Source organism: Serratia sp. P2ACOL2 (assembly GCF_003691565.1).
Lineage (GTDB): Bacteria > Pseudomonadota > Gammaproteobacteria > Enterobacterales > Enterobacteriaceae > Serratia > Serratia liquefaciens.
The window spans coordinates 5,431,463-5,454,631 of the sequence record NZ_CP033162.1 but is presented as its reverse complement, the minus strand read 5'-3'; the positions used below and the strand labels follow the sequence as shown (position 1 = coordinate 5,454,631).

At 58.9% G+C, this 23,169-nt stretch carries 20 protein-coding genes; 10 read left to right on the top strand and 10 right to left on the bottom strand.

All coding sequences use genetic code 11. The features are described from left to right. Positions 1 to 12 precede the first annotated feature (12 nt). The 4 genes from xylB (at position 13) to EBA31_RS26095 (ending at position 4,582) form a co-directional block, all read left to right on the top strand. A complete protein-coding gene (gene xylB, locus EBA31_RS26110; RefSeq protein WP_122080522.1) occupies positions 13 to 1,464 on the top strand; it encodes a xylulokinase in 1,452 nt (483 codons plus the stop codon). A gap of 146 nt (positions 1,465 to 1,610) precedes the next feature. After that, positions 1,611 to 3,005, top strand: coding sequence for an amidohydrolase family protein (locus tag EBA31_RS26105; protein WP_122080521.1), 1,395 nt, complete (start codon positions 1,611 to 1,613; stop codon positions 3,003 to 3,005). Between the two features lie 99 nt (positions 3,006 to 3,104). After that, entirely contained in the window at positions 3,105 to 3,656 is a 552-nt protein-coding gene (locus EBA31_RS26100) for a cysteine hydrolase family protein (protein WP_020824689.1), read from the top strand. Between the two features lie 2 nt (positions 3,657 to 3,658). Beyond that, entirely contained in the window at positions 3,659 to 4,582 is a 924-nt protein-coding gene (locus EBA31_RS26095) for a GlxA family transcriptional regulator (RefSeq protein ID WP_122080520.1), read from the top strand. Here the strand turns inward: EBA31_RS26095 and EBA31_RS26090 are convergent. Beyond that, positions 4,577 to 5,569, bottom strand: coding sequence for an acyltransferase (locus tag EBA31_RS26090; RefSeq protein ID WP_122080519.1), 993 nt, complete (start codon positions 5,567 to 5,569; stop codon positions 4,577 to 4,579). The two genes, EBA31_RS26095 and EBA31_RS26090, sit on opposite strands and share 6 nt — an antisense overlap. A 219-nt stretch (positions 5,570 to 5,788) precedes the next feature. Between EBA31_RS26090 and EBA31_RS26085 the strand changes: the two genes are divergently transcribed. Further along, positions 5,789 to 7,036, top strand: a complete 1,248-nt coding sequence (locus EBA31_RS26085) for an MFS transporter (protein ID WP_048759394.1) — start codon at positions 5,789 to 5,791, stop codon at positions 7,034 to 7,036. Positions 7,037 to 7,059: 23 nt separating this feature from the next. Here the strand turns inward: EBA31_RS26085 and selB are convergent, their stop codons facing one another. The 8 genes from selB to fdnG form a co-directional block, all read right to left on the bottom strand. Then, on the bottom strand, positions 7,060 to 8,901 hold the full coding sequence (selB, locus tag EBA31_RS26080) for a selenocysteine-specific translation elongation factor (RefSeq protein ID WP_122080518.1): 1,842 nt from the start codon (positions 8,899 to 8,901) through the stop codon (positions 7,060 to 7,062). Next, a complete protein-coding gene (gene selA, locus EBA31_RS26075; RefSeq protein WP_122080517.1) occupies positions 8,898 to 10,289 on the bottom strand; it encodes an L-seryl-tRNA(Sec) selenium transferase in 1,392 nt (463 codons plus the stop codon). The genes selB and selA overlap by 4 nt, the downstream gene beginning before the upstream one ends. A 66-nt stretch (positions 10,290 to 10,355) precedes the next feature. Beyond that, entirely contained in the window at positions 10,356 to 10,967 is a 612-nt protein-coding gene (locus EBA31_RS26070; RefSeq protein ID WP_122080516.1) for a glutathione S-transferase, read from the bottom strand. A gap of 33 nt (positions 10,968 to 11,000) precedes the next feature. Beyond that, positions 11,001 to 11,648: a DcrB-related protein gene (locus EBA31_RS26065; RefSeq protein ID WP_122080515.1), complete on the bottom strand. Its 648-nt coding sequence runs from the start codon at positions 11,646 to 11,648 to the stop codon at positions 11,001 to 11,003. A gap of 148 nt (positions 11,649 to 11,796) precedes the next feature. Beyond that, the gene (fdhE, locus tag EBA31_RS26060; protein ID WP_122080514.1) at positions 11,797 to 12,726 is read right to left on the bottom strand and encodes a formate dehydrogenase accessory protein FdhE; all 930 of its coding nucleotides are present in this window, start codon (positions 12,724 to 12,726) and stop codon (positions 11,797 to 11,799) included. After that, positions 12,726 to 13,361, bottom strand: a complete 636-nt coding sequence (fdoI, locus tag EBA31_RS26055; RefSeq protein ID WP_013810963.1) for a formate dehydrogenase cytochrome b556 subunit — start codon at positions 13,359 to 13,361, stop codon at positions 12,726 to 12,728. Before fdoI ends, fdhE begins: the two co-directional genes overlap by 1 nt. Next, positions 13,358 to 14,257 (bottom strand): formate dehydrogenase subunit beta, encoded by a 900-nt coding sequence (gene fdxH, locus EBA31_RS26050; protein WP_020824680.1) that lies wholly within the window; start codon positions 14,255 to 14,257, stop codon positions 13,358 to 13,360. Before fdxH ends, fdoI begins: the two co-directional genes overlap by 4 nt. Positions 14,258 to 14,269: 12 nt before the next feature. Further along, a complete protein-coding gene (fdnG, locus tag EBA31_RS26045) occupies positions 14,270 to 17,317 on the bottom strand; it encodes a formate dehydrogenase-N subunit alpha (protein ID WP_104410929.1) in 3,048 nt (1,015 codons plus the stop codon). Between the two features lie 145 nt (positions 17,318 to 17,462). Between fdnG and fdhD the strand changes: the two genes are divergently transcribed. From fdhD to EBA31_RS26015, 5 genes are all read left to right on the top strand, one after another. Beyond that, the gene (fdhD, locus tag EBA31_RS26035) at positions 17,463 to 18,308 is read left to right on the top strand and encodes a formate dehydrogenase accessory sulfurtransferase FdhD (protein WP_046374813.1); all 846 of its coding nucleotides are present in this window, start codon (positions 17,463 to 17,465) and stop codon (positions 18,306 to 18,308) included. Between the two features lie 110 nt (positions 18,309 to 18,418). After that, on the top strand, positions 18,419 to 19,039 hold the full coding sequence (sodA, locus tag EBA31_RS26030; protein WP_044554332.1) for a superoxide dismutase [Mn]: 621 nt from the start codon (positions 18,419 to 18,421) through the stop codon (positions 19,037 to 19,039). 124 nt (positions 19,040 to 19,163) lie between these two features. Beyond that, a complete protein-coding gene (locus EBA31_RS26025; protein ID WP_122080513.1) occupies positions 19,164 to 21,092 on the top strand; it encodes a methyl-accepting chemotaxis protein in 1,929 nt (642 codons plus the stop codon). Positions 21,093 to 21,183: 91 nt separating this feature from the next. After that, the gene (gene yiiM, locus EBA31_RS26020) at positions 21,184 to 21,855 is read left to right on the top strand and encodes a 6-hydroxyaminopurine reductase (RefSeq protein WP_122080512.1); all 672 of its coding nucleotides are present in this window, start codon (positions 21,184 to 21,186) and stop codon (positions 21,853 to 21,855) included. Between the two features lie 113 nt (positions 21,856 to 21,968). Further along, on the top strand, positions 21,969 to 22,748 hold the full coding sequence (locus tag EBA31_RS26015) for a methyltransferase domain-containing protein (RefSeq protein ID WP_122080511.1): 780 nt from the start codon (positions 21,969 to 21,971) through the stop codon (positions 22,746 to 22,748). A gap of 32 nt (positions 22,749 to 22,780) precedes the next feature. On the opposite strand, the gene EBA31_RS26010 is transcribed toward EBA31_RS26015, so the two are convergent. Beyond that, positions 22,781 to 23,143 carry a YibL family ribosome-associated protein gene (locus EBA31_RS26010; RefSeq protein ID WP_020824672.1) on the bottom strand — a complete coding sequence of 121 codons (363 nt, stop codon included), beginning with the start codon at positions 23,141 to 23,143 and terminating at the stop codon, positions 22,781 to 22,783. Positions 23,144 to 23,169 lie beyond the last annotated feature (26 nt).

Below are 23,169 nucleotides of genomic sequence, written 5' to 3'. Positions count from 1 at the left end.
GGATCCTCAACCATGTATATCGGCATCGATCTCGGCACTTCCGGCGTAAAAGTTATTTTGCTCAGCGAGCAGGGCCAATTGCTCGCCAGCCACGGTGAATCGCTGCCCATTTCCCGTCCTCATCCCCTATGGTCAGAGCAGGCCCCGCAGGGCTGGTGGCACGCCACCGACCGCGCGATGCTGGCGCTGGGCAAGCAAAACAACCTGCAGCAGGTAAAAGCCATTGGGCTCAGCGGTCAGATGCACGGTGCCACGCTGTTGGATGCACGTCAGCAGGTGCTGCGCCCGGCGATTTTATGGAACGACGGCAGGAGCGCCGCACAGTGTCTGGCGCTGGAACAGGCGGTGCCGCAGTCGCGGCAAATCACTGGCAACCTGATGATGCCGGGCTTTACCGCCCCCAAACTGCTGTGGATACGGCAGCATGAACCCGAGCTGTTCAAGCGTATAGATAAAGTCCTGCTGCCCAAGGATTACCTGCGCTGGTGCCTCACCGGCGAATTCGCCAGCGACATGTCGGACGCCGCAGGAACCGGCTGGCTGAACGTGGCGCGGCGCGACTGGAGCGAGGAGATGCTGGCGGCATGCAGCCTGACTCGCCGCCAGATGCCACAGCTGTTCGAAGGCAATCAGATCACCGGCCAGACCCATATTGAACTGGCCAAACGTTGGGGCATGTCGCCAGTGCCGGTGGTGGCCGGCGGCGGTGATAATGCCGCCGGGGCGATCGGCGTAGGCCTGTATCAGCCGGGGCAGGCGATGTTGTCACTCGGCACCTCCGGCGTTTATTTTGCCGTCAGCGACGGTTTTCTCAGTAACCCGGCCAGCGCGGTACACAGTTTCTGCCATGCGTTGCCCGACACCTGGCACCTGATGTCGGTCACGCTCAGCGCCGCATCCTGCCTGGACTGGGTGTGCAAACTGACCAACGTCGAGGACGTCGCTACCCTACTGCGCAATGTCGAACAGGCGCCGCCGGCGGCAGCGCCGCTGTGGTTCCTGCCCTATCTGTCCGGCGAGCGTACGCCGCACAACAATCCTAACGCCAAAGGCGCATTCTGGGGCCTGACTCACCAGCATGGGCCAACCGACCTGGCGCGCGCCGTGCTGGAAGGGGTTGGTTTCGCCCTGGCTGATGGCATGGACGTACTGCACGCCAGCGGTCTGCAGCCGTCCAGTATCACCCTGATTGGCGGCGGCGCGCGCAGCCCCTTCTGGCGACAAATGCTGGCGGATATCAGCGGTCAGCGGCTGGAATACCGCACCGGCGGCGATGTTGGCCCGGCGCTGGGGGCGGCTCGCTTGGCTCAGATTGCCCTGAACCCGCAGCGCCCACTGGTTGAATTGTTGCCTGAATTGCCGCTGGAACAGGTACATACACCGGATGCCGAGCGCCACCAGCAGTACACCGCGCTGCGCAGCACCTTCCGCGAGCTCTATTCCCGTCTGTTACCGTTGATATAAAACCGAAAGGGGGCCAAACAGCGCCCCCTTATTATTGCCAAATCGAATAGTCGCCAGTGGCAAATGTCACTGCCAACCCACGCGCTCCTCTCCTAAATTGGTGGCTGTCTTTTGACGCACCTCACCTCTGGATTAAGGAATTGAACGTGGAAAAAAACCAACAACAAAGCCGCAGAGCTTTCCTCAGCCAAACCGGCAAAATCACCACCGCCTGCGCAGTCATTGGCCTAACGGGGGGCGTGGCGCAAGCCGCCGCGCCAGCGAGCAGCGCATGTATACCAGAGAGCACACCTATGACCCTGACCGACAGCCACTACTGGCTGAGCGACGTTCGACTGGAAGACGGTTTTGAGTACGATGGCGAGACGGTGATCGGCACCCGCACCGCGCTGTATCAACTTGAAATCAAAGACGGAAAAATTGCCGCAGTTCACCCGAAAGAAGCAACGCCTCCCGCCGGCGTAGCACGCTATCAGGCGCAGGGCCAACTGCTGCTGCCGGCATTTCGCGACATGCATATCCATCTGGATAAAACCTTCTACAGCGGCCCATGGCAGGCACCACGCCCACGTCAGGGAAAAACCATCATGGACATGATCGCGCTCGAACAGACCTTGATCCCCAAGCTGTTGCCCACCTCGCAGCAGCGTGCGGAAAACCTGATCGCCTTGCTGCAATCGAAAGGCAGCACCGTAGCACGCAGCCACTGCAATATCGATCCGGTCAGCGGGTTGAAAAGCCTGGAACACCTGCAGCGTGCGCTGGAAAACCACCGGGCGGACTTCAGCTGTGAAATCGTCGCCTTCCCGCAGCATGGCCTGCTGCATTCCAAAGTCGACGGCTTGATGCGCGAGGCCATGCAGATGGGGGTGCAATACGTCGGCGGACTGGATCCGACCAACGTTGACGGCGCCATGGAGAAGTCGCTGGATGCGATGTTCCAGATTGCACTCGACACCGGCAAAGGCGTCGATATCCACCTGCATGAAACCAGCCCCGCCGGGGTAGCGGCAATCAACTACATGATCGCCACCGTAGAAAAGAACCCGGCGCTGCGCGGTAAAGTCACCATCAGCCATGCGTTTGCCCTAACCGTGCTGAACCCGAGTGAACTGGAGGAAACCGCTAGCCGGCTGGCGGCGCAGCAAATCACCATCGCCTCTACGGTGCCGATTGGCGGGCTGATGATGCCGCTGCCGCAGCTCAGTGAAAAAGGGGTATTTGTGATGACCGGAACCGACAGCGTAATAGATCATTGGTCACCGTTCGGCAGCGGTGACATTCTGGAAAAAGCCAATCTTTACGCCCAACTTTACCGCGGCTCCGACGAATTCCACCTCTCCCGTGCGATGGCAATCTCGACCGGTGGCGTGCTGCCGCTGAACGACAAGGGCCAACGCGTCTGGCCGCAGGCCGGGGACAACGCAGAGTTTGTACTGGTCAACGCAAGTTGCTCCGCCGAGGCGGTGGCCCGCCTGCCGGCGCGTACGGCCACTTTCCATCAGGGGCGGTTGGTCGCTGGCCAGGTCGGCAAAGCCTGATGCTGGTCCGTTGATGCCACCATGATGGCCGTTTTTGGCCTTCTGCCAGACAAAGTAACGGCGCAGTATGGCGTCATACCCATTGGCGGAGGGCCGAAAATGTCACAGAGCGCGTTATTGATCATCGATGTTCAACAATCATTCCAGCATCGCCCATTCTGGCAGGAAGAAGATCTGCCCGCTTTCCAGCAGGCACTGACACGGCTGATCGAAGGCTGTCGCCGGCAGGGCGTAGCCCTGGTTGATGTTTTCCACGTATCACCGGAGGGGCCGTTTTCGCTGGCATCCGGCTGGGTAAAACCGCTGCCGTTCCTCAACCATCAGGCAGACGTCACCGTTCATAAACAGGTGCACAATGCACTGACCGAATCCGGTCTGGACGCCTGGCTGCGCCAGCGGGATATCGATCACTTGATTATCTCCGGCATCCGCACCGAACAGTGCTGCGAAACCACCACCCGGGTGGCGTCCGATCTCGGTTATCGGGTGACTTTCGTCACCGAGGCCACGATGACTTTCCCGATGCAGCATCCCAATGGAGAAGTCTTTACCACCGAACAGCTCAAGCGGCATACTGAGACGGTGCTGGTCGACCGCTTCGCCCAGCTCGCCAGCGTCGATGAAGTGCTGGCGCAACTCTCACAGGAGTAATCATGCCGCAGGCCGTCTATTTTTTGATGTTGCCCAACGCGCTGTCGCTGGACGTCAGCGGCCCGGCCGAAACCCTGCGTTTGGCTGGGGCATTCAGCCTGCGCTACATCAGCCCACTGCCGCAGATCACCTGCTCGATTGGCATGACGTTGAGCCAGCTGCAGCCGCTGCCCGCCCGACTGGAAGACGGCGCTATTGTGGTGGTGCCCGGCGCACGCGATTCACGTAGCGATTTTGACCATCAGGCGGCCGAACAGGCCCGCCACTGGCTGGCGACACTACAACCCGATTTGCAGCAGCAGCGCATCACGCTGGTCTGTATCTGCTCCGGCGCCCTGCTGGCGGCGCAGGCCGGGCTACTCGACGGCTATCAGTGCACCACCCACCATGATGTGATCGAACGCATGCGTCAGCAGGCCCCGGCCGCGCAGGTGAAAGAGAACCGTATCTTTGTTGAAGACCGCAACCTGTACACCAGCGCCGGCATTACCGCCGGTATCGATCTGGCGCTGCATTTGATTAACCGTCAATGCGGTGCAATACGGGCAATGGAGATTGCCCGCGAAATGGTGGTGTATTTTCGCCGTTCCGGCGATGATCCGCAGCTCTCCCCCTGGCTGCGTTACCGCAACCATCTGCACCCGGCGGTGCACCGTGCGCAAGACGTGATGGCCGCCGAACCCGAGGCCGAATGGTCGGTGCCGCAGGTGGCGGAAAAGGCCCATGTCAGCAGCCGCCATCTGGCCAGGCTATTCCGTAGCCACGTCGGCATCAGCGTGCGTGAATACCATGAACAGCTGCGGCTGGCGGTGGCGCAGCAGCGTCTGCAACAGGGCTATGGGCTGGAAAAGGCGGCGCTGGCGGCGGGGTTTTCCTCCGGTCGTCAACTGCGGCGTGCCCAGCAGCGCGGCTCGACCGCGTTATGACACCAGCCGCCGAAAGTCTATTTTCTGCAATCCCATCGACAACAGCAGGCTGAGCGCCAACGCCACGCCGAATACCCAGAAGATATCCAGTAACGGATGGGCGGTCAGCGTCAGGTGACGGCTGCGCATAAAATTGACGATAATGGCGTGAAAACCGTAGATTGCCAGCGAATGTCGGGAAAAAACGCCCAACCAGCCAATAGGCTCGGACAGACAATTTTTAAACCATACCACCAGGGATACCGCCGCGATAAACACCAGCGGCCCACAGTAGATGTAATAAGTATCGGCAAAGTTACCGTTGATGAACATCTGGCTTTTGGTGCCCTGAACGATCAACGCCACGCTAGCCACAAACCCCAATATCGCCAGCCAACTGATACCTCGCCCCTGGGTGTCCATCATGCCAATCGCCCGGCCGGCCAACGCGTACAGCAGGTAGTAAAAGGTGTCCCCATAGATATACAGATTGACCGGCAACAGGTGAGCGTTACCCAGGGTCAGCGAGCTGGTATTGGGATTGGCAACCACCGCCAGGATCACCAGCACGCCGGCCAGATAGCGACGTGATACCGGCTTGACGTTGATCAGCGGCGACAGCAGATAAATCACCGCGATCGCATAGAAGAACCACAGATGGTAGAACACCGGCTTTAACAATATGCCGCGCAGCGACGGCCAAAAACCGATTTTGGTAAACGCCGCGATATAAATCAGCGCGACCGCGCTGTAAAACGCAATACAGCAGCCAATGCGGATGAAATGCTTTTTGCCGGCGCTTTTCTCGCCGAAAAACAGGTAGCCGGAAATCATGAAAAACAGGGGTACCGAAACGCGCGACAGTGAGTTCAGTACGTTAGCGATGTCCCAGTTATGTTCGCCCACCGCCACCCCGCTGGTGACGTAGTAGGTGGTGGCGTGGATCATCACCACCATCATGCACGCCACTGCGCGCAAGTTATCTATCCAGCCAATTTTATTGCTCAAAAGATCGCCCGCAATATTGTCATCTTGATTTGTTAAAATAAGGTTATAGAGCGAAAGTGTGGGTGGCAACCCTGACGGCGAATATCAGAATGTGCTGAAACAACACCTTATCGTTGCTAAGGTGAACAATTGGCGGCAAAATAGCCGCCACAACTCGCTCAGATTGCGCTTCCCGCCCTGGCAGTTCCTTATTTCTTCTTTACTTTCAGTACGATAAATATGAAAACTACTTTACCACCTGCGGCTCGCTTGGGTCGACAGGCGCTTTTATTCCCGCTTTGTCTGGTGCTGTTCGAATTTGCCACCTATATCGGCAACGATATGATCCAACCTGGCATGTTGGCGGTAGTGGCCGATTTCAACGCCGGTGAAGAGTGGGTGCCAACCTCAATGACCGCCTATCTGGCCGGCGGTATTTTCCTGCAATGGCTGCTGGGGCCGTTGTCGGATCGGCGCGGGCGTCGCCCGGTCATGCTGGCCGGCGTGGCGTTTTTTATCGTCGCCTGTCTGGCTATTTTGCTGGTGACCAGCATTGAACAGTTTATCTTTATGCGTTTCCTGCAGGGGATTGGCCTGTGCTTTATCGGCGCAGTGGGTTACGCCACCATCCAGGAGTCGTTTGAAGAGTCGGTGTGCATCAAAATCACCGCTCTGATGGCCAACGTGGCGCTGATTGCCCCGCTGCTGGGGCCGTTGGCCGGTGCCGCGCTGATCCACGTCGCGCCGTGGCAGAGCATGTTCGTACTGTTCGCCGCACTGGCTGCGTTTGCCTTTTACGGCCTGTGGAAAGCCATGCCTGAGACGGCTTCGCTGCAGGGTGAGAAATTCTCGGCCGCCAACCTGTGGCGCGACTATCGTCAGGTATTGTCCAACCGCCGCTTTATCTGCGGCGCGCTGGCCATCGGTTTCGCCAGCCTGCCGCTGCTGGCCTGGATTGCCCAATCGCCGGTGATCCTGATCAGCGGCGAGTCGCTGTCGACGCTGGATTACGGTCTGCTGCAAATTCCGGTGTTCGGCGCGCTGATCCTCGGCAACCTGACGCTGGCACGTCTCACCGGCAAGAACAGCGTACCGCGCCTGATCAAGCTGGGTGCCGGGCCGATGATGCTGGGTTTGCTGATCGCGGCGCTGGCGACGATATTCTCCAGCCATGCCTATCTGTGGATGACTGCGGGTCTCAGCCTGTACGCTTTCGGCATCGGGCTGGCCAACGCCGGGCTGTATCGTTTGACGCTGTTCTCTAGCAACGTCAGCAAAGGCACGGTCTCCGCCACCATGGGCATGTTGAGCATGATGGTGTTCACCGTCGGTATCGAGCTGGCAAAAGTGGCTTACGTGTGGGGCGGCAGCGGGCTGTTCAATCTGTTCAACCTGCTCAGTGGCCTGTGCTGGCTGGCACTGGTGGTGCTGTTCCTCAGCAAGCGCCGCAGCGGCGATGCAACGCCGACGCCTAACGCTGCGTTATAATTCAAGCGGGGCAAATGCCCCGCTTACCCTCCAAAAAGACCACCGTCGCGCAGCAGGTGTTGGTTACCCTTGCGGCGGGTGAATCCGCTGCGGTCGAAAAATTCCAGCACCTGAATGGCCAGTTTACGCCCCACGCCGAGCCGGTCACGAAAATCGGCGGCGTTGGCACTGCCCTGCGTTTCATCCAGTTCACGGATCAACGCGGCGAATTGTTCTATCCGTTGGCTTAGATAGTAACGATCCACCACCACTGCCGTGACATGGCCCAACTGAGCGGCTTTACGCAGCGTGGTCCGCACCCATGCCTCATCCTCACCCAATTCGGCAGCCAGATCGCGCACCCACCAGGCTTCGTCGCCGAACAGCGGTTCAATACGGGCCCACAGGATTTGCTCTTCAGCGCTGAACGCCAAACCGTGCTCCGGCAGGTGCAGCCACCCGCGCGTATTGCTAAGTAAACCTGCAGCCAGCAGCCGATCGATCATCATAAATGCCAGCGCCTCAGACAGTTGCGGCACGGCCATGCGCCGCAGGCGAGCACGCCCCAGGCCGAGCTGATCGGCATGCTGCTGGTGATACTCGGCCAACACCTGCAGCAGACGCTGCTGATCCAGCTGTGCATTCTCCTGCGCCAACGCCCTATCACCGGCAATCAGCAATTCATGACTCGCCAACAACTTCGCCAGCGGTTTCTCGGTCAGTTGTCGTGCCCAGGCAAAGGCCGCCAGATCCAGCGCGCCCTTGGGCAAATGCAGCGCCAGCACCTGACAGTCATCGTCGGCCTGTGCCAGCGCCGCCAGCCAGGCCAAATACTCGGGTTGGCGCTTACCCCGTTTGGGCGTCGTCAAGCTCAGCACCCTTGCGCCGCCCAGGGTTTGGCGTGCGCCAATATCGCGCAGCACCAGCCGATCGTTTTCGGCCAGCCATAGCGGACGGTCAAGGATCAGTTCCGCCAGCCCATCACTGAGCAACGAAACTCGTCCGGTAATATGGCTGGCGGCATGATGTAAATGCAGCGGCTGCCAGTGCTTTATCGGCAAATCCTTATCTAACGCCACCAGAATTCGTTCGGCGGCGATCGGGGGCTTTTGCGCCAGCAACCAATCGCCGCGTGCGACCTGATCTTTGCTGACGTCACCGCTAATATTCAACGCAATACGCTGTCCAGCCTGCGCCTGCTCAACCGGTTGGTTTTGCGCGTGCAAACCGCGAACCCGCACCGGCGCGTCGGCGCCGCTCAGCCACAGCGTGTCGCCTACCGCCACCTGGCCACCCAGTGCGGTACCGGTCACTACCAAACCAGCGCCTTTTACGCTGAACGCGCGATCCACCGCCAGGCGGAAGCGGCGCGTTACCGCATGTTCGTCAGGCCGCAACGCCAGCAAATGCGCGCGCAGTGCGTCGATTCCCTGCGACTGCGGCGCGGCGGTGACAAACACCGGTGCCTGTTGCCACCCCTGGCGCGTCAGCTCCTCGTCAAGCTGCTGTCGAACCTCTTCGACACGCGCTTCATCCACCCGATCGGCTTTGGTCAAGGCCACCGTCAGCGCCGGACGCCCGCTCAATCGCAGTATCGCCAGGTGCTCGCGCGTTTGCGCCATCACGCCATCGTCGCAGGCCACCACCAGCAAGGCATGGTCGATGCCACCAACGCCCGCCAGCATATTGGCGAGGAATTTCTCGTGTCCCGGCACGTCGATAAAGCCCAACACCCGGCCATCGGGCTGCGGCCAGTAGGCATAACCCAGATCTATGGTCATGCCACGGCGTTTTTCTTCCGGCAGGCGATCCGCATTGATCCCGGAGATCGCTTGCAGCAGGGTGGTTTTGCCATGATCGACATGGCCGGCGGTAGCAATAATCATTCTCTCAGGGCCTCAATCAGCGCGTCTTCCTGCTCCAGACAGCGCAGATCGAGCCACAGCCTGCCGTCGTTAATTCGGCCGATCACCGGCTGCGGCAGCCGACGCCAGCGTTCTGCCAACGCTTCCAACGTTGCGCCACGGCCATCGAGCGGCGCAAAGGTCAGCGCATAGCTGGGCAGCCGATCGACCGGCAACGAACCGCTGCCAATCTGCGACCAGCAGGGTTCGGCACGCAGTTGGAAATGCCCGGCAAACTGCGGCGCCAGCGCCTGCAACAGGCGTTCGGCAGAACCCTGCATCGCCTGCTGCGGGCGGGTTAATAACCGCAGCGTCGGCAGCTGTTGTGCCAACAGTTCGGGCTGTTGATAGAGCCGTAGGGTCGCTTCCAGCGCCGCCAGCGTCAGTTTGCCAACGCGTAGCGCACGCTTCAGAGGGTGTTGCTGCAGCTTGGCGATCAGCGCCTTTTTGCCGACGATGATGCCGGCCTGCGGGCCGCCGAGCAGCTTGTCGCCGGAGAACGTCACCAAATCTACTCCGGCGGCGAGCAACCGCTGCGGCATGGGTTCCGCCGGCAGACCGTATTGCGCCATATCAATCAATGAGCCGCTGCCCAGATCGGTGGCGGTCGGCAGGCCATGCTCTGCGCCGAGCTGCGCCAGTTCGGCTTCTTCCACCGCGGCGGTAAAACCCTGGATGCTGTAATTGCTGGTATGCACCTTCATCAGCAGCCCGGTCTGTTCGTTAATCGCGCTGCGGTAATCTTTCAGGTGGGTGCGGTTGGTCGTGCCGACCTCAACCAGCTGGCAACCGGCCTGGCGCATCACGTCAGGGATGCGGAACGCACCGCCAATTTCCACCAGTTCGCCACGCGATACCACCACCTGCTTGCCGGGGGCGATCGCCGCCAGCATCAGCAGCACCGCAGCCGCATTGTTGTTGACGATGCAGGCGTCTTCCGCGCCGGTCAACTGGCATAATAAATCCGCTACCGCGCGATCGCGGTGACCACGACCGGCACCGTCCAGATCGTATTCCAGCGTTACCGCCGCGCCCATGGAATTCGTCACCGCTTCTATCACCGGCTGCGCCAGCAGAGCCCGGCCAAGGTTGGTGTGCAGCACGGTGCCGCTGAGGTTGAATACCGGGGCCAAAGCCGGGCGCTGCCATTGCTGCAGCTCCGCGCTGAGCGCCTGTGCCCAGTCACCGCACCAGTCGGGTAACCTTTGGTGGTGTTTAATGGTTTCACGCGCCTGCAGTTGCAATTGACGCAGTAACTCGCCAATCAGCGTTTGTCCGTGCTGCGTAACCAGCGGTTCGATAGCGGGATCGCGCAACAGGCGATCGATGGCGGGTAACTGGCTGTAAAGAAGCTGGGATTCAGTGCTCATGGTCGCTCGGTTTCAGTGTAGAGGTCTCGCATCAAGTAAAACCCCGCCGCAGCGGGGTGAGGGAAATCAAGGGGGCAAGGTGCGGGCAAAGCTTTCACGGGCAAACAGCCGCTCGGCCAGCTTGATCAGCGCCGGTCGCTCGACGCACCAGTTGGGCATGATGCGGCGGAAATTCAGGTAGCCCAGCGCACAACCGGTAGCAATATCCGCCAGCGTCAGCGCTTCGGCATTGAGCAACGTTTTTTCCTGCGCCAGTTTTTCCAGCGCATCCAGTCCATGCGTCAGCTTGTCTCGCTGGCGCAAGATCCAGTTTTCGTCCTGTTTTTCCGACGCCCGTTTGCTCTCGCGAAACAGCGTGGCGGCAGCTTCCGTCACGCCATCGGCCAAGGCTTCCACCTGGCGTATGCGCAACGCGGCGGCGCGTTCGACAGGCAAAAACGCCGGGGCCACGGACAACATTTCGAGGTATTCGGCAATCACCCGCGAGTCGTAAAATACGGCGCCATCATCGGCCACCAGCACCGGCACCGGCACTTTGGCCAAGGGGTTCAGCTCAACCACCCGGCTGCCCGGTTCATACGGCGGATCGTTAACGAATTCGAACGCCATCCCCTTTTCCAGCAGCATCACGGAAATCTTGCGGACAAAAGGGCTGGTGTAACTGCCAATAAGCTTCATCAGTCTTCCCCTCGCTTGCAAACCACAACGTTGTTATTGCACCGCCAGCGTGTCGATAATCTTCTGGACCAGCGCCTGGTGCGCTTCCGGCGTTTTGGCCGGCGACAGCATCTGCAACGTCACCACCCGCTTGTTGAACACCGTCAACATGATGGTAGACACTACCTTCTGCCCGCTGACGCTCTGCTCGGTATCCAGCCGATGGAACTTCTGCTTGCCGACGCTGAAATTCTCTTCTTTGGTGGTCCGAATATTTTGATAGCGATCGGCCAGTTCGGTGAGCATGCTCTGCGTCAGGTCCTTGAGCATTTTATCGCTGCCGTTGAGCTTCATGCCGTCAGGCGGGATCACTTCGGAAGAGACGGTGCTCTGGCGTGATTTCCCGTCGAGGAAGCGCTGAATGGTGGACTGGCTGTCGTTGACGATGCCGCTGTTCTCAGTCTGATCGCTAAAGCCCGGCGGTAATTCAAAGGTGATCTTGCCCTTTTGCATCGAGACTTTCAGCCCCGGGGGCGTCGCTGGCGGAGTTTCGACCGCCGGCGGTGGCGGTGCAGGCTGCGTGACGGTCGGTTTGGGATCCGGCTTCGGTATCTCCGGCTTGGTATCGTCCTTGTTGTCACAGGCTGCCAGCCCTGCCGCTAAAACAGCAACCGCAGTGAATTTCGCAATGGTCTTCAACATCGTCTGTCCCTTTTCCTTTCGCTTCGCGCGTCATTGCGTAAACGTAGCAACTCGCCCGGGCGAATGCCAGAATCCCCGTCCGAAATTACTCATCCTGTAAATGCTATGAGCCGAATATATTCAGCCCATAGCAGAGTGCGCGGCGATCTTACGACCCCGGGAACAGGAACGGATTAATGCTGCTGCGGGCAAAGCCTTCGTCTTCCATTTTGGCGTCGAGCACCAGCGTGGCCAAATCATCAGCGACGGCCTCAACCTGCGGGTCTTTCTCCTGATACAAAATCTTCAGGTAAGTACCGCAATCACCGCAGCTCTCCGCTTTAACCGATGCCAGCTCGGTGTCCAGCGACCAATAGTTGAGATCGCGGGTCTGCTCACAGTTGCTGCATTTGATCCGCACCACGTGCCACTCGCTTTCGCACAGGTTGCAGTGCAAATAGCGCAGGCCGCTGACGGTGCCGATATGCACCACGCTGGAAACCGGGATGCTGCCGCACACCGGGCAGAATTGACGGTGTTCGCCGTATTCGGCGCGCGCCTTGCCGGGGATAAGGCTGGCCATCTGCGCCCAATAGAGCGACAGCGCGGCCCAGATGAACGGCGCTTTTTCGCTGCCGATCTTGGCGAAATCCTGGTTAAGCAACGCATCAGCCAACAATTCCAGCTCGTGCGCCGAGGCTTTTTCCAGGTTATCCAGCACCGCCAGAATGTGCTCCGGCGCCTGCGGGCGCAGCTCGGCAATCAGCGATGTCAGCAACCGGTGCCAGTGTTGGCTACGCGGGAAAATGCTCAGATCCAGCGGCGGCTTGCCACTGTCGGCACCCTGTTGCAGGACTTCGGTAAGATCAAGCGTCAGCGGGTTGTCGTGCAACGCATGGTGCTGCGCTTCGGCCAGTTGGGCAGCAAAATTCAGGTAGTCGCCCAGCGGGTTGTCGGTCGCCAGCTTACGCAGGCGTTCAGCGCGGCGGCTGTACAGGCTTTTCAGATTAGCGAAAAGTAACGGCGGGATGGTCTCCGCCGTTGTGGACTTCTCGCGCTGTGCCCCTAACTGCTCTTTAGGAACGATGCGGATGCTCATCAGGGTTTGTCTTCCTGTTGTTTCTCGCGGACCTCTCGGTACCAGCGCGGGTGATGTTTTTTAGCCCAGGCCGCCGGCACCCAGCCTTCCACCATCGCGGTAATGGTGCCTTTTACCCACAGCGCGGCGTAAATGTGCACCATAATCACGATAATCAGACCGACCGCAGCCAGCGAATGCACCAGCAGCGCAATGCGGATCAGCGGTATCGGGAACGACGGCGCAAAGTAAGGCCGCCAAATCACCACACCGCTGGCCAACAGCAACACCAGGCTAATGATTGCCGCCCAGAATACGCACTTCTGACCGAAATTATAACGCCCGGTGTCACCCACTTCCTCGTTCATGGCGATTTTATGGATGTTTTTGGCCCAGACGATGTCCTCGCGATTGATCAGATTATGCTTCCAATAACGCAGGAACATCAGCAGGAAAGCCGCAAACATAATCACGCCGACAAAGGGGTGCAGAATGCGCGCCAGTTGCGGCGTACCGAAAATGTTCATCAACCAGTTGAAGGAGGGGAAAAAGAACCCCAGCCCGCTGATGGCGGCGAACACAAAGCAGAACGCCACAATCCAGTGGTTAATCCGCTCCGGCGCGCTGTAGCGCTGAATACGCTTTTCCTTTTTCATTTGCGCGTCTCCTCATCATGCAGCTCGTCGTTATCTTCCTCTTCGACGCGGTTTGGTCCGACGCCGACGTAGTGGAACACGCTCGCTGCAAAGGTGGCGGCAAAGCCGATGGCCGCCAGGGGTTTCCACACGCCTTTCCAGAACGTGACCGCCGGGCTGATGCTTGGGTTATCCGGCAGACCGTGATACAGCTGCGGTTTGTCCGCATGGTGCAACACGTACATGACGTGCGTGCCGCCCACGCCCGCCGGATCGTACAGACCGGCGTTCTGATAGCCACGGGTGTTCAGCTCGCTGACGCGATCGGCGGCGACCTGCTTCATCGCTTCCTTGGTGCCGAAGTGAATGGCGCCGGTCGGGCAGGTTTTCACGCAGGCCGGTTCCTGGCCAACATCAACGCGGTCGACGCACAGGGTACATTTGTACACCCGGTTGTCGTCCTTGTTCATGCGCGGCACGTCGAACGGGCACCCGGCGATGCAGTAACCGCAGCCGATACAGTGCTCAGACTGGAAGTCGACGATACCGTTGGCGTACTGGATGATCGCACCTTCCGATGGGCAGGCCTTCAGGCAGCCCGGGTCGGCGCAGTGCATGCAGCCGTCCTTGCGGATCAGCCACTCCAGCTTGCCGTTTTCCTCCACTTCGGAGAAGCGCATCACCGTCCACGACTTGGCGGTCAGATCGGCGGGGTTATCGTACACCCCGACGTTGTGCCCGACTTCGTCGCGAATGTCGTTCCATTCGGAACAGGCCACCTGACAGGCTTTGCAGCCGATACAGGTGGTGACATCGATCAGCTTGGCCACTTCTTCCTGGTGGTCACGGGCGCGCGGCGCCGGCGTGAAACCATTGGTGGCGGATTTACGAATGATGTCCTGAGATTGCATTGCCATAATTCGTCTCCGTTACACCTTTTCCACGTTAACCAGGAACGCCTTGAACTCTGGCGTTTGCGTGTTGGCGTCGCCGACAAACGGCGTCAGCGTGTTGGCGATAAAGCCTTTCTTGGCCACCCCTTCGTAACCCCAGTGGATCGGGATGCCGATAGTGTCGACCTCTTGGCCGTGCACCTGCAGAGTACGGATACGCTTGGTCACCACCGCCTTGGCCTTGATGTAGCCACGGTTGGAGCTGACCTTCACGGTATCGCCATGCTGGATGCCCTTTTTCTCCGCCAGTTTTTCGCCGATTTCCACGAACTGCTCCGGCTGCGCGATCGCATTGAGCAACGCGTGCTTGGTCCAGTAGTGGAAGTGCTCGGTCAGACGATAGGTGGTGCCGACGTAAGGGAACTTGTCGGATTTGCCCATCGCTGCCAGGTCGTCCTTGAACACGCGCGCCGCCGGGTTGGACACCACGTTCGGGTGCAACGGGTTGGTGCCGAGCGGCGTTTCGAACGGCTCGTAGTGTTCCGGGAACGGCCCTTCGGCCATTTTATCGGTGGCGAACAGGCGCCCCATGCCTTCCGGCTGCATGATGAACGGCCCGACGTCACTGCCAGGTGCGGCGGCGCTGTAGTCCGGGATATCCACCCCGCCCCACTTGGCACCGTCCCACTCCAGCAACTGACGTTTTGGATCCCAAGGCTTGCCCTGCGGATCCGCCGAAGCACGGTTGTACAGGATGCGGCGGTTAAGCGGCCATGCCCAGGCCCAACCCAACGTATTGCCGAGGCCGGACGGATCGGCGTTATCCCGCCGTGCCATCTGGTTGCCGGCCGGCGTCCAGCTACCGGCGAAGATCCAGCAACCGCTGGCGGTGGTGCCGTCGTCGCGCAGGTGAGCAAAGGTGCTGAGCTGCTCACCCTTTTTCGCCAACACTTTGCCGTCGGCGTCGAGAATGTCCGCCAGTGCCTTACCGTTGCTCTCCATCGCCACTTCTTCGGCCGCAGGATTATCCGGCGTCAGGTAGTCCCAGGTCATGTTCAACACCTGTTCCGGCACCGCACCGCCGTCACGCGCGTACATCTCACGCAGACGGGTGAAGATGCCCGCCAGGATTTCGCCGTCGTTCAGCGCTTCGCCAGGGGCATCGGCGCCCTTCCAGTGCCACTGCAGCCAGCGGCCGGAGTTGACGATCGAGCCGTTTTCTTCGGCAAAGCAGGTGGACGGCAGGCGGAACACTTCGGTCTGAATCTTCGACGAATCGACGTCGTTGAACTCGCCGTGGTTCTGCCAGAAGTTCGAGGTCTCGGTGTTAAGCGGATCTATGGTCACCAGGAACTTCAGTTTGGACAGGGAAGCCACGACCTTGTTCTTGTTCGGGAACGACGCCACCGGGTTGAAGCCCTGGCAGAAGTAGCCGTTGACCTTGCCTTGAGACATCATTTCGAAGTACTGCAGCACGTCGTAGCCTTTGTCCCACTTCGGCAACCAGTCAAAGCCCCAGCTGTTGTCCTTCTGCGCCTTGTCACCGTAGAAGCTCTTCATCAGGCTGACGAAGAATTTCGGGTAGTTGCCCCAGTAGTTCACCTGGCCCGGCAGCAGCGCCTTCGGCGTGTTGGCTTTCAGGTAAGTCTCGAGATCCGGTTGCTTATCCGACGGCAACGTCATGTAGCCCGGCAGGCTCTGCGACAGCAGACCCAGATCGGTCAGGCCCTGAATATTGGAGTGGCCGCGCAGCGCGTTAACGCCGCCGCCCGCCATGCCCATGTTGCCGAGCAGCAGCTGGATCATCGCCATGGTACGAATGTTCTGTGCGCCGACCGAGTGCTGAGTCCAGCCCAGGGCGTACAGGAACGATGCGGTTTTATCCGCCACGCAGGTTTCGGCGATGTATTCACACACCTGGAGGAAGTCTTCCTTCGGCGTGCCGCAGATGTTGGTCACCACCTCTGGCGTATAACGGCTGACGTGCTCCTTGAGCAGGTTCCATACGCAGCGTGGATCTTGCAGCGTGACGTCGCGCTTGGCGAAGCCGTTCTCGTCGAACTGGTAGTTCCAGGTGGTTTTGTCGTATTTGCGGTTTTCCGCGTCATAGCCGCTGAACAGGCCGTCGTCGAAGGCAAAGTCTTCCCGCACCAGCAGGCTGGCGTTGGTGTAGGCCTCAACGTATTCGCGGTTAATTTTGTTGTTGGTCATCAGGTACAGCAATACGCCCGACAGGAAAGCAATGTCGGTCCCGGAACGGATTGGCGTATAGAAATCCGCTACCGATGCAGTACGGGTAAAGCGCGGATCGATAACGATCAGCTTGGCTTTATTGTGAATTTTGGCTTCCATCGCCCAGCGGAACCCCACCGGATGCGCTTCCGCCGCATTACCGCCCATGACGATAATCAGATTCGCGTTCTTGATATCAACCCAGTGGTTGGTCATCGCACCGCGACCAAATGTTGGAGCAAGACTTGCTACCGTTGGTCCGTGTCAGACACGCGCCTGGTTGTCTACGGCAAGCATGCCGAGAGCGCGACTAAATTTTTGCGACAAATAACCGGTTTCGTTGCTGGCGGCAGAGGCGCACAGCATGCCGGTGCTCAGCCAACGGTTGACGGTAACGCCCTGTTCGTTGGTTTTGATGAAATTGGCGTCACGGTCTTCTTTCATCAGCTTGGCGATGCGGGTGAAGGCATCGTCCCAGCTGATGCGTTGCCATTTGTCCGAACCTGGCGCCCGGTATTCCGGGTACTTGAGGCGGCTTTCGCTATGGATGAAGTCGACCAGGCCGGCGCCTTTCGGGCAAAGCGCACCGCGGTTGACCGGGTGATCCGGATCCCCTTCAATGTGGAAAATGCTTTCTTTGGCGTTTTTGGCGCCATCACCAAGGCTGTACATCAACAGCCCACAGCCGACGGAACAATACGTACAGGTATTACGGGTTTCGCGCGCACGCAGCAGTTTGTACTGCCGGGTCTCCGCCAACGCCACTTCCGGGGCAAAGCCCAGCGCAGCTACCGTCGTTCCTGCCATACCGCCAGCGCAGATCTTAAAGAACTGCCTTCTGCTGACCTGCATGGGGGTCTCCTTTCACTCTCGATTGTCACATTGTTTCAAATGGCGCTTTCCCCCTCGAAGCGGGAAGCGCTAAAATTACTGTTGTTTTTGCGGTGGCAATATTACCACAGCGTGTATGTGGTTGTTACAAACAGGTGCCAGTTAAGTGAACAATATAAACTCAGACCAACACATAAATGAGACCTCGCTCACAGGGGTGACCCAGGCTCAGGTTTATCAACGCGGGCAACTCGCCACCGCACAGCCGGATTGGCTGGCGGAAGAGGTTCCGGTCGCGCTGGTCTATAACGGCATCTCTCACGTGGTGATGATGTGCACGCCCAAAGATCTTGAGGCGTTCGCCCTGGGCTTTTCCCTGTCGGAAGGCATCATCGAATCGCCACGCGATATCTACAGTATAGAGATTAACCAAACCTGTAACGGACTGGAGGTGCAAATAGAGCTCTCCAGCCGTCGGTTTGCCGGTTTGAAGGAGCGCCGTCGTGCCATGGCAGGCCGCACCGGCTGCGGCGTATGCGGTATTGAACAGCTGGCAGACATTTTCCGTCCGCTGCCTGCACTGCCATTCACCCAGACTTTTTCCCTGGATAATCTCGACTCCGCATTGAAACAGCTGCGAGAAGTACAGGAAGTTGGGCAACTCACTGGTTGCACCCATGCCGCCGCCTGGTTATCTCCACAGGGTGAAGTACTTGGCGGATGCGAAGACGTGGGCCGTCATGTCGCCCTGGACAAGCTGCTTGGCGTACGCGCAAAACAGGGCTGGTCTCAGGGAGCAGTATTAACCTCCAGCCGTGCCAGTTATGAAATGGTGCAGAAGGCCGCGATGTGTGGCGTGGAAATTTTGTTCGTGGTGTCTGCGGCAACCTCGCTGGCCGTGGAAATCGCCGAGCGCAGTAATCTGACGCTGGTCGGCTTCAGCAAACCCGGCCGCGCCACGGTGTTTACCCACCCGCAGCGCCTGGTTGATCAGATTAAACCCACACTGTAAGTAGGGCATTGATAATCATTTTCAATATCATTTAAATAACTATAATGATCCGACTGCTTACGCGGTGCTCACAACATTGCGCCGCCCATACACCACTGGAGATGATGATTATGAGTTATTCACTGCCATCCCTGCCGTACGCCTACGACGCACTGGAACCGCATTTCGACAAGCAGACGATGGAAATCCATCACACCAAACATCACCAGACCTACGTTAACAACGCCAACACCGTACTGGAAGCCTACCCAGAGCTGGCGCAATACAGCGTTGAAGAACTGATCCAGGATCTGGATAAAGTGCCTGCTGACAAGCGCACCTTCATGCGTAACAACGCCGGCGGTCACGCTAACCACAGCCTGTTCTGGAAAGGCCTGAAAACCGGCACCACGCTGGGTGGGGATCTGAAAGCCGCTATCGAGCGTGATTTCGGCAGCGTAGAGAAATTCCAGGAAGAGTTCGAGAAAGCCGCAGCGACCCGCTTCGGTTCTGGTTGGGCCTGGCTGGTGCTGAAAGGCGACAAACTGGCCGTGGTATCTACCGCTAACCAAGACAGCCCGCTGATGGGCGAAGCCGTTGCCGGCGCTTCAGGTTTCCCAATCGTGGGCCTGGACGTGTGGGAACACGCTTACTACCTGAAATATCAAAACAAACGTCCAGATTACATCAAGGCATTCTGGAACGTGGTTAACTGGGATGAAGCGGCAGCACGCTTCGCTGCGAAGAAGTAATTCGCCCCCGGTACTGAAGATGCCCGCGTAATGCGGGCATTTTTTTGCCTAAAATCCGCTAAAGTTTAACCGCCCTTTGCCGATGATTTGTTCAATTGACGTTCGCCCGGAAAGGAAAATCATTATGGCGGCATTGCAAACACTGGCAGGAAAGTTCGTTCATCTCACCGTGGGTAAAAAGCTCGGTCTCGGTTTTGGCCTGATGCTGTTACTGACGGCCATTATCGCCGGAACCGGCGCACAGTATCTGCATACCATCGAGTCCCGCGCCGATCGCATCGACTTCAGCAACAAGCTGAATGACGAGATCAATCAAGCCAAATACAACCGCGCGCTGTTCGGCCAAACCTATAAGCCTGAATACCTGAAAAATAACCGCACCAGCATCGAGAACGCGGTGAAGATGATTAACCAGGGTCAGGACCTGGACTGGGATCCCCAAAGCCGCAAAGACCTGCAGCGTTTGATGGAGCTGATCGGCCACTACCAGCAGCAGCAAAACGCTTTCGAGAAGGCGGTAGCGGCAAAGGATGCCGTGCGCCAAAGCTGGAACATGTCGGAAGTGCAAGACAGCCTGAATCAGGTAGAGCGTCAGCTTACCAATGGCGACCTGCAGCTGGCCTTCATTCAGTTGAACCAAAAACTGACCCTGGTGCGCTACGGCGCGCGCGGCCTGCTGTTGAGCCTGAGCAGCGAGTCCGAAGCCCCACTGGTCGCGGCGATAGATGATGCCCGTAGCGCGGCCAACGCGCTCAGCCGGCGGCTCAACGACGCTCAGCGTCCTCTGCTGCAACCGCTGCTGACCGCGCTTGATGATTACAAGAACCGTATCCAGGCCTACCTGCCGGCTTATCAGCAGGAGCAAAACATCAGCCAGCAGTTGGGCAACAGCGCGCAGGAAGTCGGTACGCTGGTCAACGCCTTTATGCAGGATGAACTGACGCAAACCCATAACGATATCAACGCCGCGCAGCTGCAAATGGGCATCACCACGCTGGTTGCCATCATTGCCGGGCTGCTGATCGCCTGGCGCATCACGCTGCAAATCACCCGACCGCTGCAAAGTACGCTGGCGCTGGCGGAACGCATTGCCAGTGGCGATCTGCGGCAGGCGCAGACCAGCACCCGTCGCGATGAACTGGGGCAATTGCTGAATGCCGTGGCGGCGATGAGCCAGAACCTGCGCGACATGATTGAGAAAATCCAGATGGGCGTCAGCCAGGTGTCCACCGCCGCTGCGGAGATTGCCGCAGGCAATACCGATTTGTCCTCCCGTACCGAGCAACAGGCCGCCGCGGTGGAAGAAACCGCCGCCAGCATGGAACAGCTCACTGCCACGGTGAAACAGAACGCCGAAAACGCCCATCACGCCAATCAGCTGGCCACGGACGCCTCACAAACCGCCCAGCAAGGGGGCAAACTGGTGGAAAGCGTCGTCAGCACCATGCGCGACATTTCCAGCAGTTCGCAGCGAATTGCCGAAATTACCACCCTGATCAACGGTATTGCCTTCCAGACTAATATCCTGGCGCTCAACGCGGCAGTGGAAGCAGCGCGTGCCGGTGAACAGGGCCGAGGCTTCTCGGTGGTGGCCAGCGAAGTACGCAACCTTGCGCAGCGCAGCGCCCAGGCGGCAAAGGAGATCGAAGGGTTGATTACCGAGTCGGTCAGCCGGGTACAGACCGGAACCACTTTGGTGGAAAACACCGGCAACACCATGGAGCAGATCGTTCTGTCGGTCACCCATGTGCGCGACATCATGGCGGAGATCGCCGCCGCCTCCGACGAGCAGACCCGCGGTATTGCCCAAATTGGCCAGGCGATTGTGGAAATGGATCACACCACTCAGCAGAACGCCGCGTTGGTGGAAGAGTCTGCCGCCGCAGCCGACTCGCTGGAAGAACAGGCGGAAATGCTACTGCAAAGCGTCTCGGTATTCCGTCTGGCGGAACTTTCTGCACCGGCCGCCGTGAAAGGGACGGTGGTCAAGGCACCGGCGATGAAAAAGCCCGCAGCCAGCGCCGAAGCGGAAGATAACTGGACCACCTTCTAACGTTTCCCCGCCCGAACCTTTCGGGCGGTTATTGTTCCCTCCGGCCAACTCAGGCTATGCTGAACCTTCGAAGCGAGACATGGAGGCGCATATGCATCATCCTGAGGTTTATATCGGTACCGTTCAACCCTACGAGGGCGGGCGGCCGAGCGGTATCGCCAAGCGCCTGGTGGACGGTGCCATCAAGCTGACGCCCCTCGGCCTGGAAGGCGATGAGCAGGCGGAGAAAAGCTATCACGGCGGGCCGGACCGCGCGCTGTGCCACTATCCCCGAGAACATTACCAACACTGGCGCGAACAGTTCCCGACGCAGGCGGAACAGTTCAGCGCGCCGGCCTTTGGTGAAAACCTTTCCACTCTGGGGCTGACCGAACACAACGTGTTTATGGGCGACATCTTCCGTTGGGGCGACGCGCTGATCCAGGTCACCCAACCGCGCTCTCCCTGCTTCAAGCTCAACTACCATTTTGATATCGACGACATCTCGGTGCTGATGCAACAAAGCGGCCGCTGCGGCTGGCTGTACCGCGTGATCTCCGCCGGTAAAGTCAGCGGCGAGCGCCCGTTGGAACTGGTAACACGCAGTAGCGATATCTCGGTCGCCGAGGCGATTGGCATCGCCTGGCATATGCCGTTTGATGAAGAGCAATATCGCCGCCTGCTGGCAGTGGCCGGGTTGTCCGCCAGCTGGAGTAAAACCATGCTGACGCGTATCAGTGAACACCGTATTGAAGACTTTAATCGCCGCTTGCTGGGCCGCTGAGAAACAGCAGCCGGGAAGGAAAAACGTGGCGCAGAATACTGCGTTAAGCCTTTTTACCGACCTATACTGTGATGCAACCCAACCGGCAACCTCTTTCAGGCAGGAGCAAAGTTATGACCTCCCCATCTCATTCGATCCACCATGCCGCAGCCGCTGGCTATCAGGCCAATTCCGATCGCTACGTTAAAGGGCGACCGGATTACCCACCGGAAATTGCCGTTTGGCTGCGCGACACCCTCGGCCTGCATGCCGGTATGACGGTGATCGATCTCGGGGCCGGCACCGGCAAATTCACGCCCCGCCTGCTGGAAACCGGCGCTCAGGTGATCGCCGTTGAACCGGTGGCGCAGATGTTGGAAAAGCTGTCGATTGCGCTGCCGCAGGTGAAAACATTGGCGGGCACCGCGGAGTCGATCCCGCTGCCGGATGAATCAGTGGACGCCGTGGTCTGCGCACAGTCCTTCCACTGGTTCGCCACGCCGCAGGCGTTGGCCGAGATAAAGCGCATTCTCAAACCCGGCGGCAAGCTTGGCCTGGTATGGAATATGCGCGATGCGCGCGTAAGTTGGGTGCGTAAGCTGAACCAGATTGTCGACCGTCACGAAGGCGACGCCCCGCGTTTTTACACCGGAGAATGGCGTAAACTTTTCCCGTTCAAAGGGCTGGATGCGCTGCAGGAGCAGGTATTTATGCTCGCCCACCAGGGTGCGGCAGAAGATGTGATTTATAACCGGGTGCGTTCCACCAGCTTTATCGCTGCCTTGCCGCCCCAGCAGCAGGAAGAAGTGATCGATGAGATCCGCCAACTGGTGGCAGAAGAAGAGGAATTGCAGGGCAAAGAAAACCTGACCGTGCCCTATCAGACCAAGGCGTATTTCACCACCAAGCTATGAAAACGGGGCGCCATCGACGGCGCCCCTGGCGATCAGAAAGCTTTTCTGGCGTAGCCGGTAACCACTTTCAGGCCCATTTCACGGCCCAGAGCGGTCATTGGGTGCACTACGATCAGGCCACGCACGTTTTTCTTCAACGAGCCCATATCCGCCTGTTCTTTCTTGGTGATTTCACGACTGAACGGCAGTTGGCTCAGCTTTTGCGCTTCTGCGCTCAGCTTTTCAACACGTACGCCTTTCAGGCGCTCGATTTCTGCCGCCAGCTTCTCTTTTTCTTTGGTGTGCTGGGCAATCAGATCGGGATTGCCCTGTTGGATCACCAGGGTGTCTTTGTGGTTCAGTGCGTCCAGCAGGTCGCTAAGGCGCTTAATCTCTGCCTTTTCTATCTCTTTCATGGTTTCTGGCCTGTTGTGCCTGTCGG

Excerpts from the sequence above, each read along its gene's own strand:
- xylB (WP_122080522.1), top strand. The coding sequence starts at position 13 with ATGTATATCGGCATCGATCTCGGCACTTCCGGCGTAAAAGTTATTTTG.
- EBA31_RS26100 (WP_020824689.1), top strand. The coding sequence starts at position 3,105 with ATGTCACAGAGCGCGTTATTGATCATCGATGTTCAACAATCATTCCAG.
- EBA31_RS26095 (WP_122080520.1), top strand. The coding sequence starts at position 3,659 with ATGCCGCAGGCCGTCTATTTTTTGATGTTGCCCAACGCGCTGTCGCTG.
- EBA31_RS26085 (WP_048759394.1), top strand. The coding sequence starts at position 5,789 with ATGAAAACTACTTTACCACCTGCGGCTCGCTTGGGTCGACAGGCGCTT.
- selB (WP_122080518.1), bottom strand. The coding sequence starts at position 8,901 with ATGATTATTGCTACCGCCGGCCATGTCGATCATGGCAAAACCACCCTG.
- selA (WP_122080517.1), bottom strand. The coding sequence starts at position 10,289 with ATGAGCACTGAATCCCAGCTTCTTTACAGCCAGTTACCCGCCATCGAT.
- EBA31_RS26070 (WP_122080516.1), bottom strand. The coding sequence starts at position 10,967 with ATGAAGCTTATTGGCAGTTACACCAGCCCTTTTGTCCGCAAGATTTCC.
- EBA31_RS26065 (WP_122080515.1), bottom strand. The coding sequence starts at position 11,648 with ATGTTGAAGACCATTGCGAAATTCACTGCGGTTGCTGTTTTAGCGGCA.
- fdhE (WP_122080514.1), bottom strand. The coding sequence starts at position 12,726 with ATGAGCATCCGCATCGTTCCTAAAGAGCAGTTAGGGGCACAGCGCGAG.
- fdoI (WP_013810963.1), bottom strand. The coding sequence starts at position 13,361 with ATGAAAAAGGAAAAGCGTATTCAGCGCTACAGCGCGCCGGAGCGGATT.
- fdxH (WP_020824680.1), bottom strand. The coding sequence starts at position 14,257 with ATGGCAATGCAATCTCAGGACATCATTCGTAAATCCGCCACCAATGGT.
- sodA (WP_044554332.1), top strand. The coding sequence starts at position 18,419 with ATGAGTTATTCACTGCCATCCCTGCCGTACGCCTACGACGCACTGGAA.
- EBA31_RS26025 (WP_122080513.1), top strand. The coding sequence starts at position 19,164 with ATGGCGGCATTGCAAACACTGGCAGGAAAGTTCGTTCATCTCACCGTG.
- yiiM (WP_122080512.1), top strand. The coding sequence starts at position 21,184 with ATGCATCATCCTGAGGTTTATATCGGTACCGTTCAACCCTACGAGGGC.
- EBA31_RS26015 (WP_122080511.1), top strand. The coding sequence starts at position 21,969 with ATGACCTCCCCATCTCATTCGATCCACCATGCCGCAGCCGCTGGCTAT.
- EBA31_RS26010 (WP_020824672.1), bottom strand. The coding sequence starts at position 23,143 with ATGAAAGAGATAGAAAAGGCAGAGATTAAGCGCCTTAGCGACCTGCTG.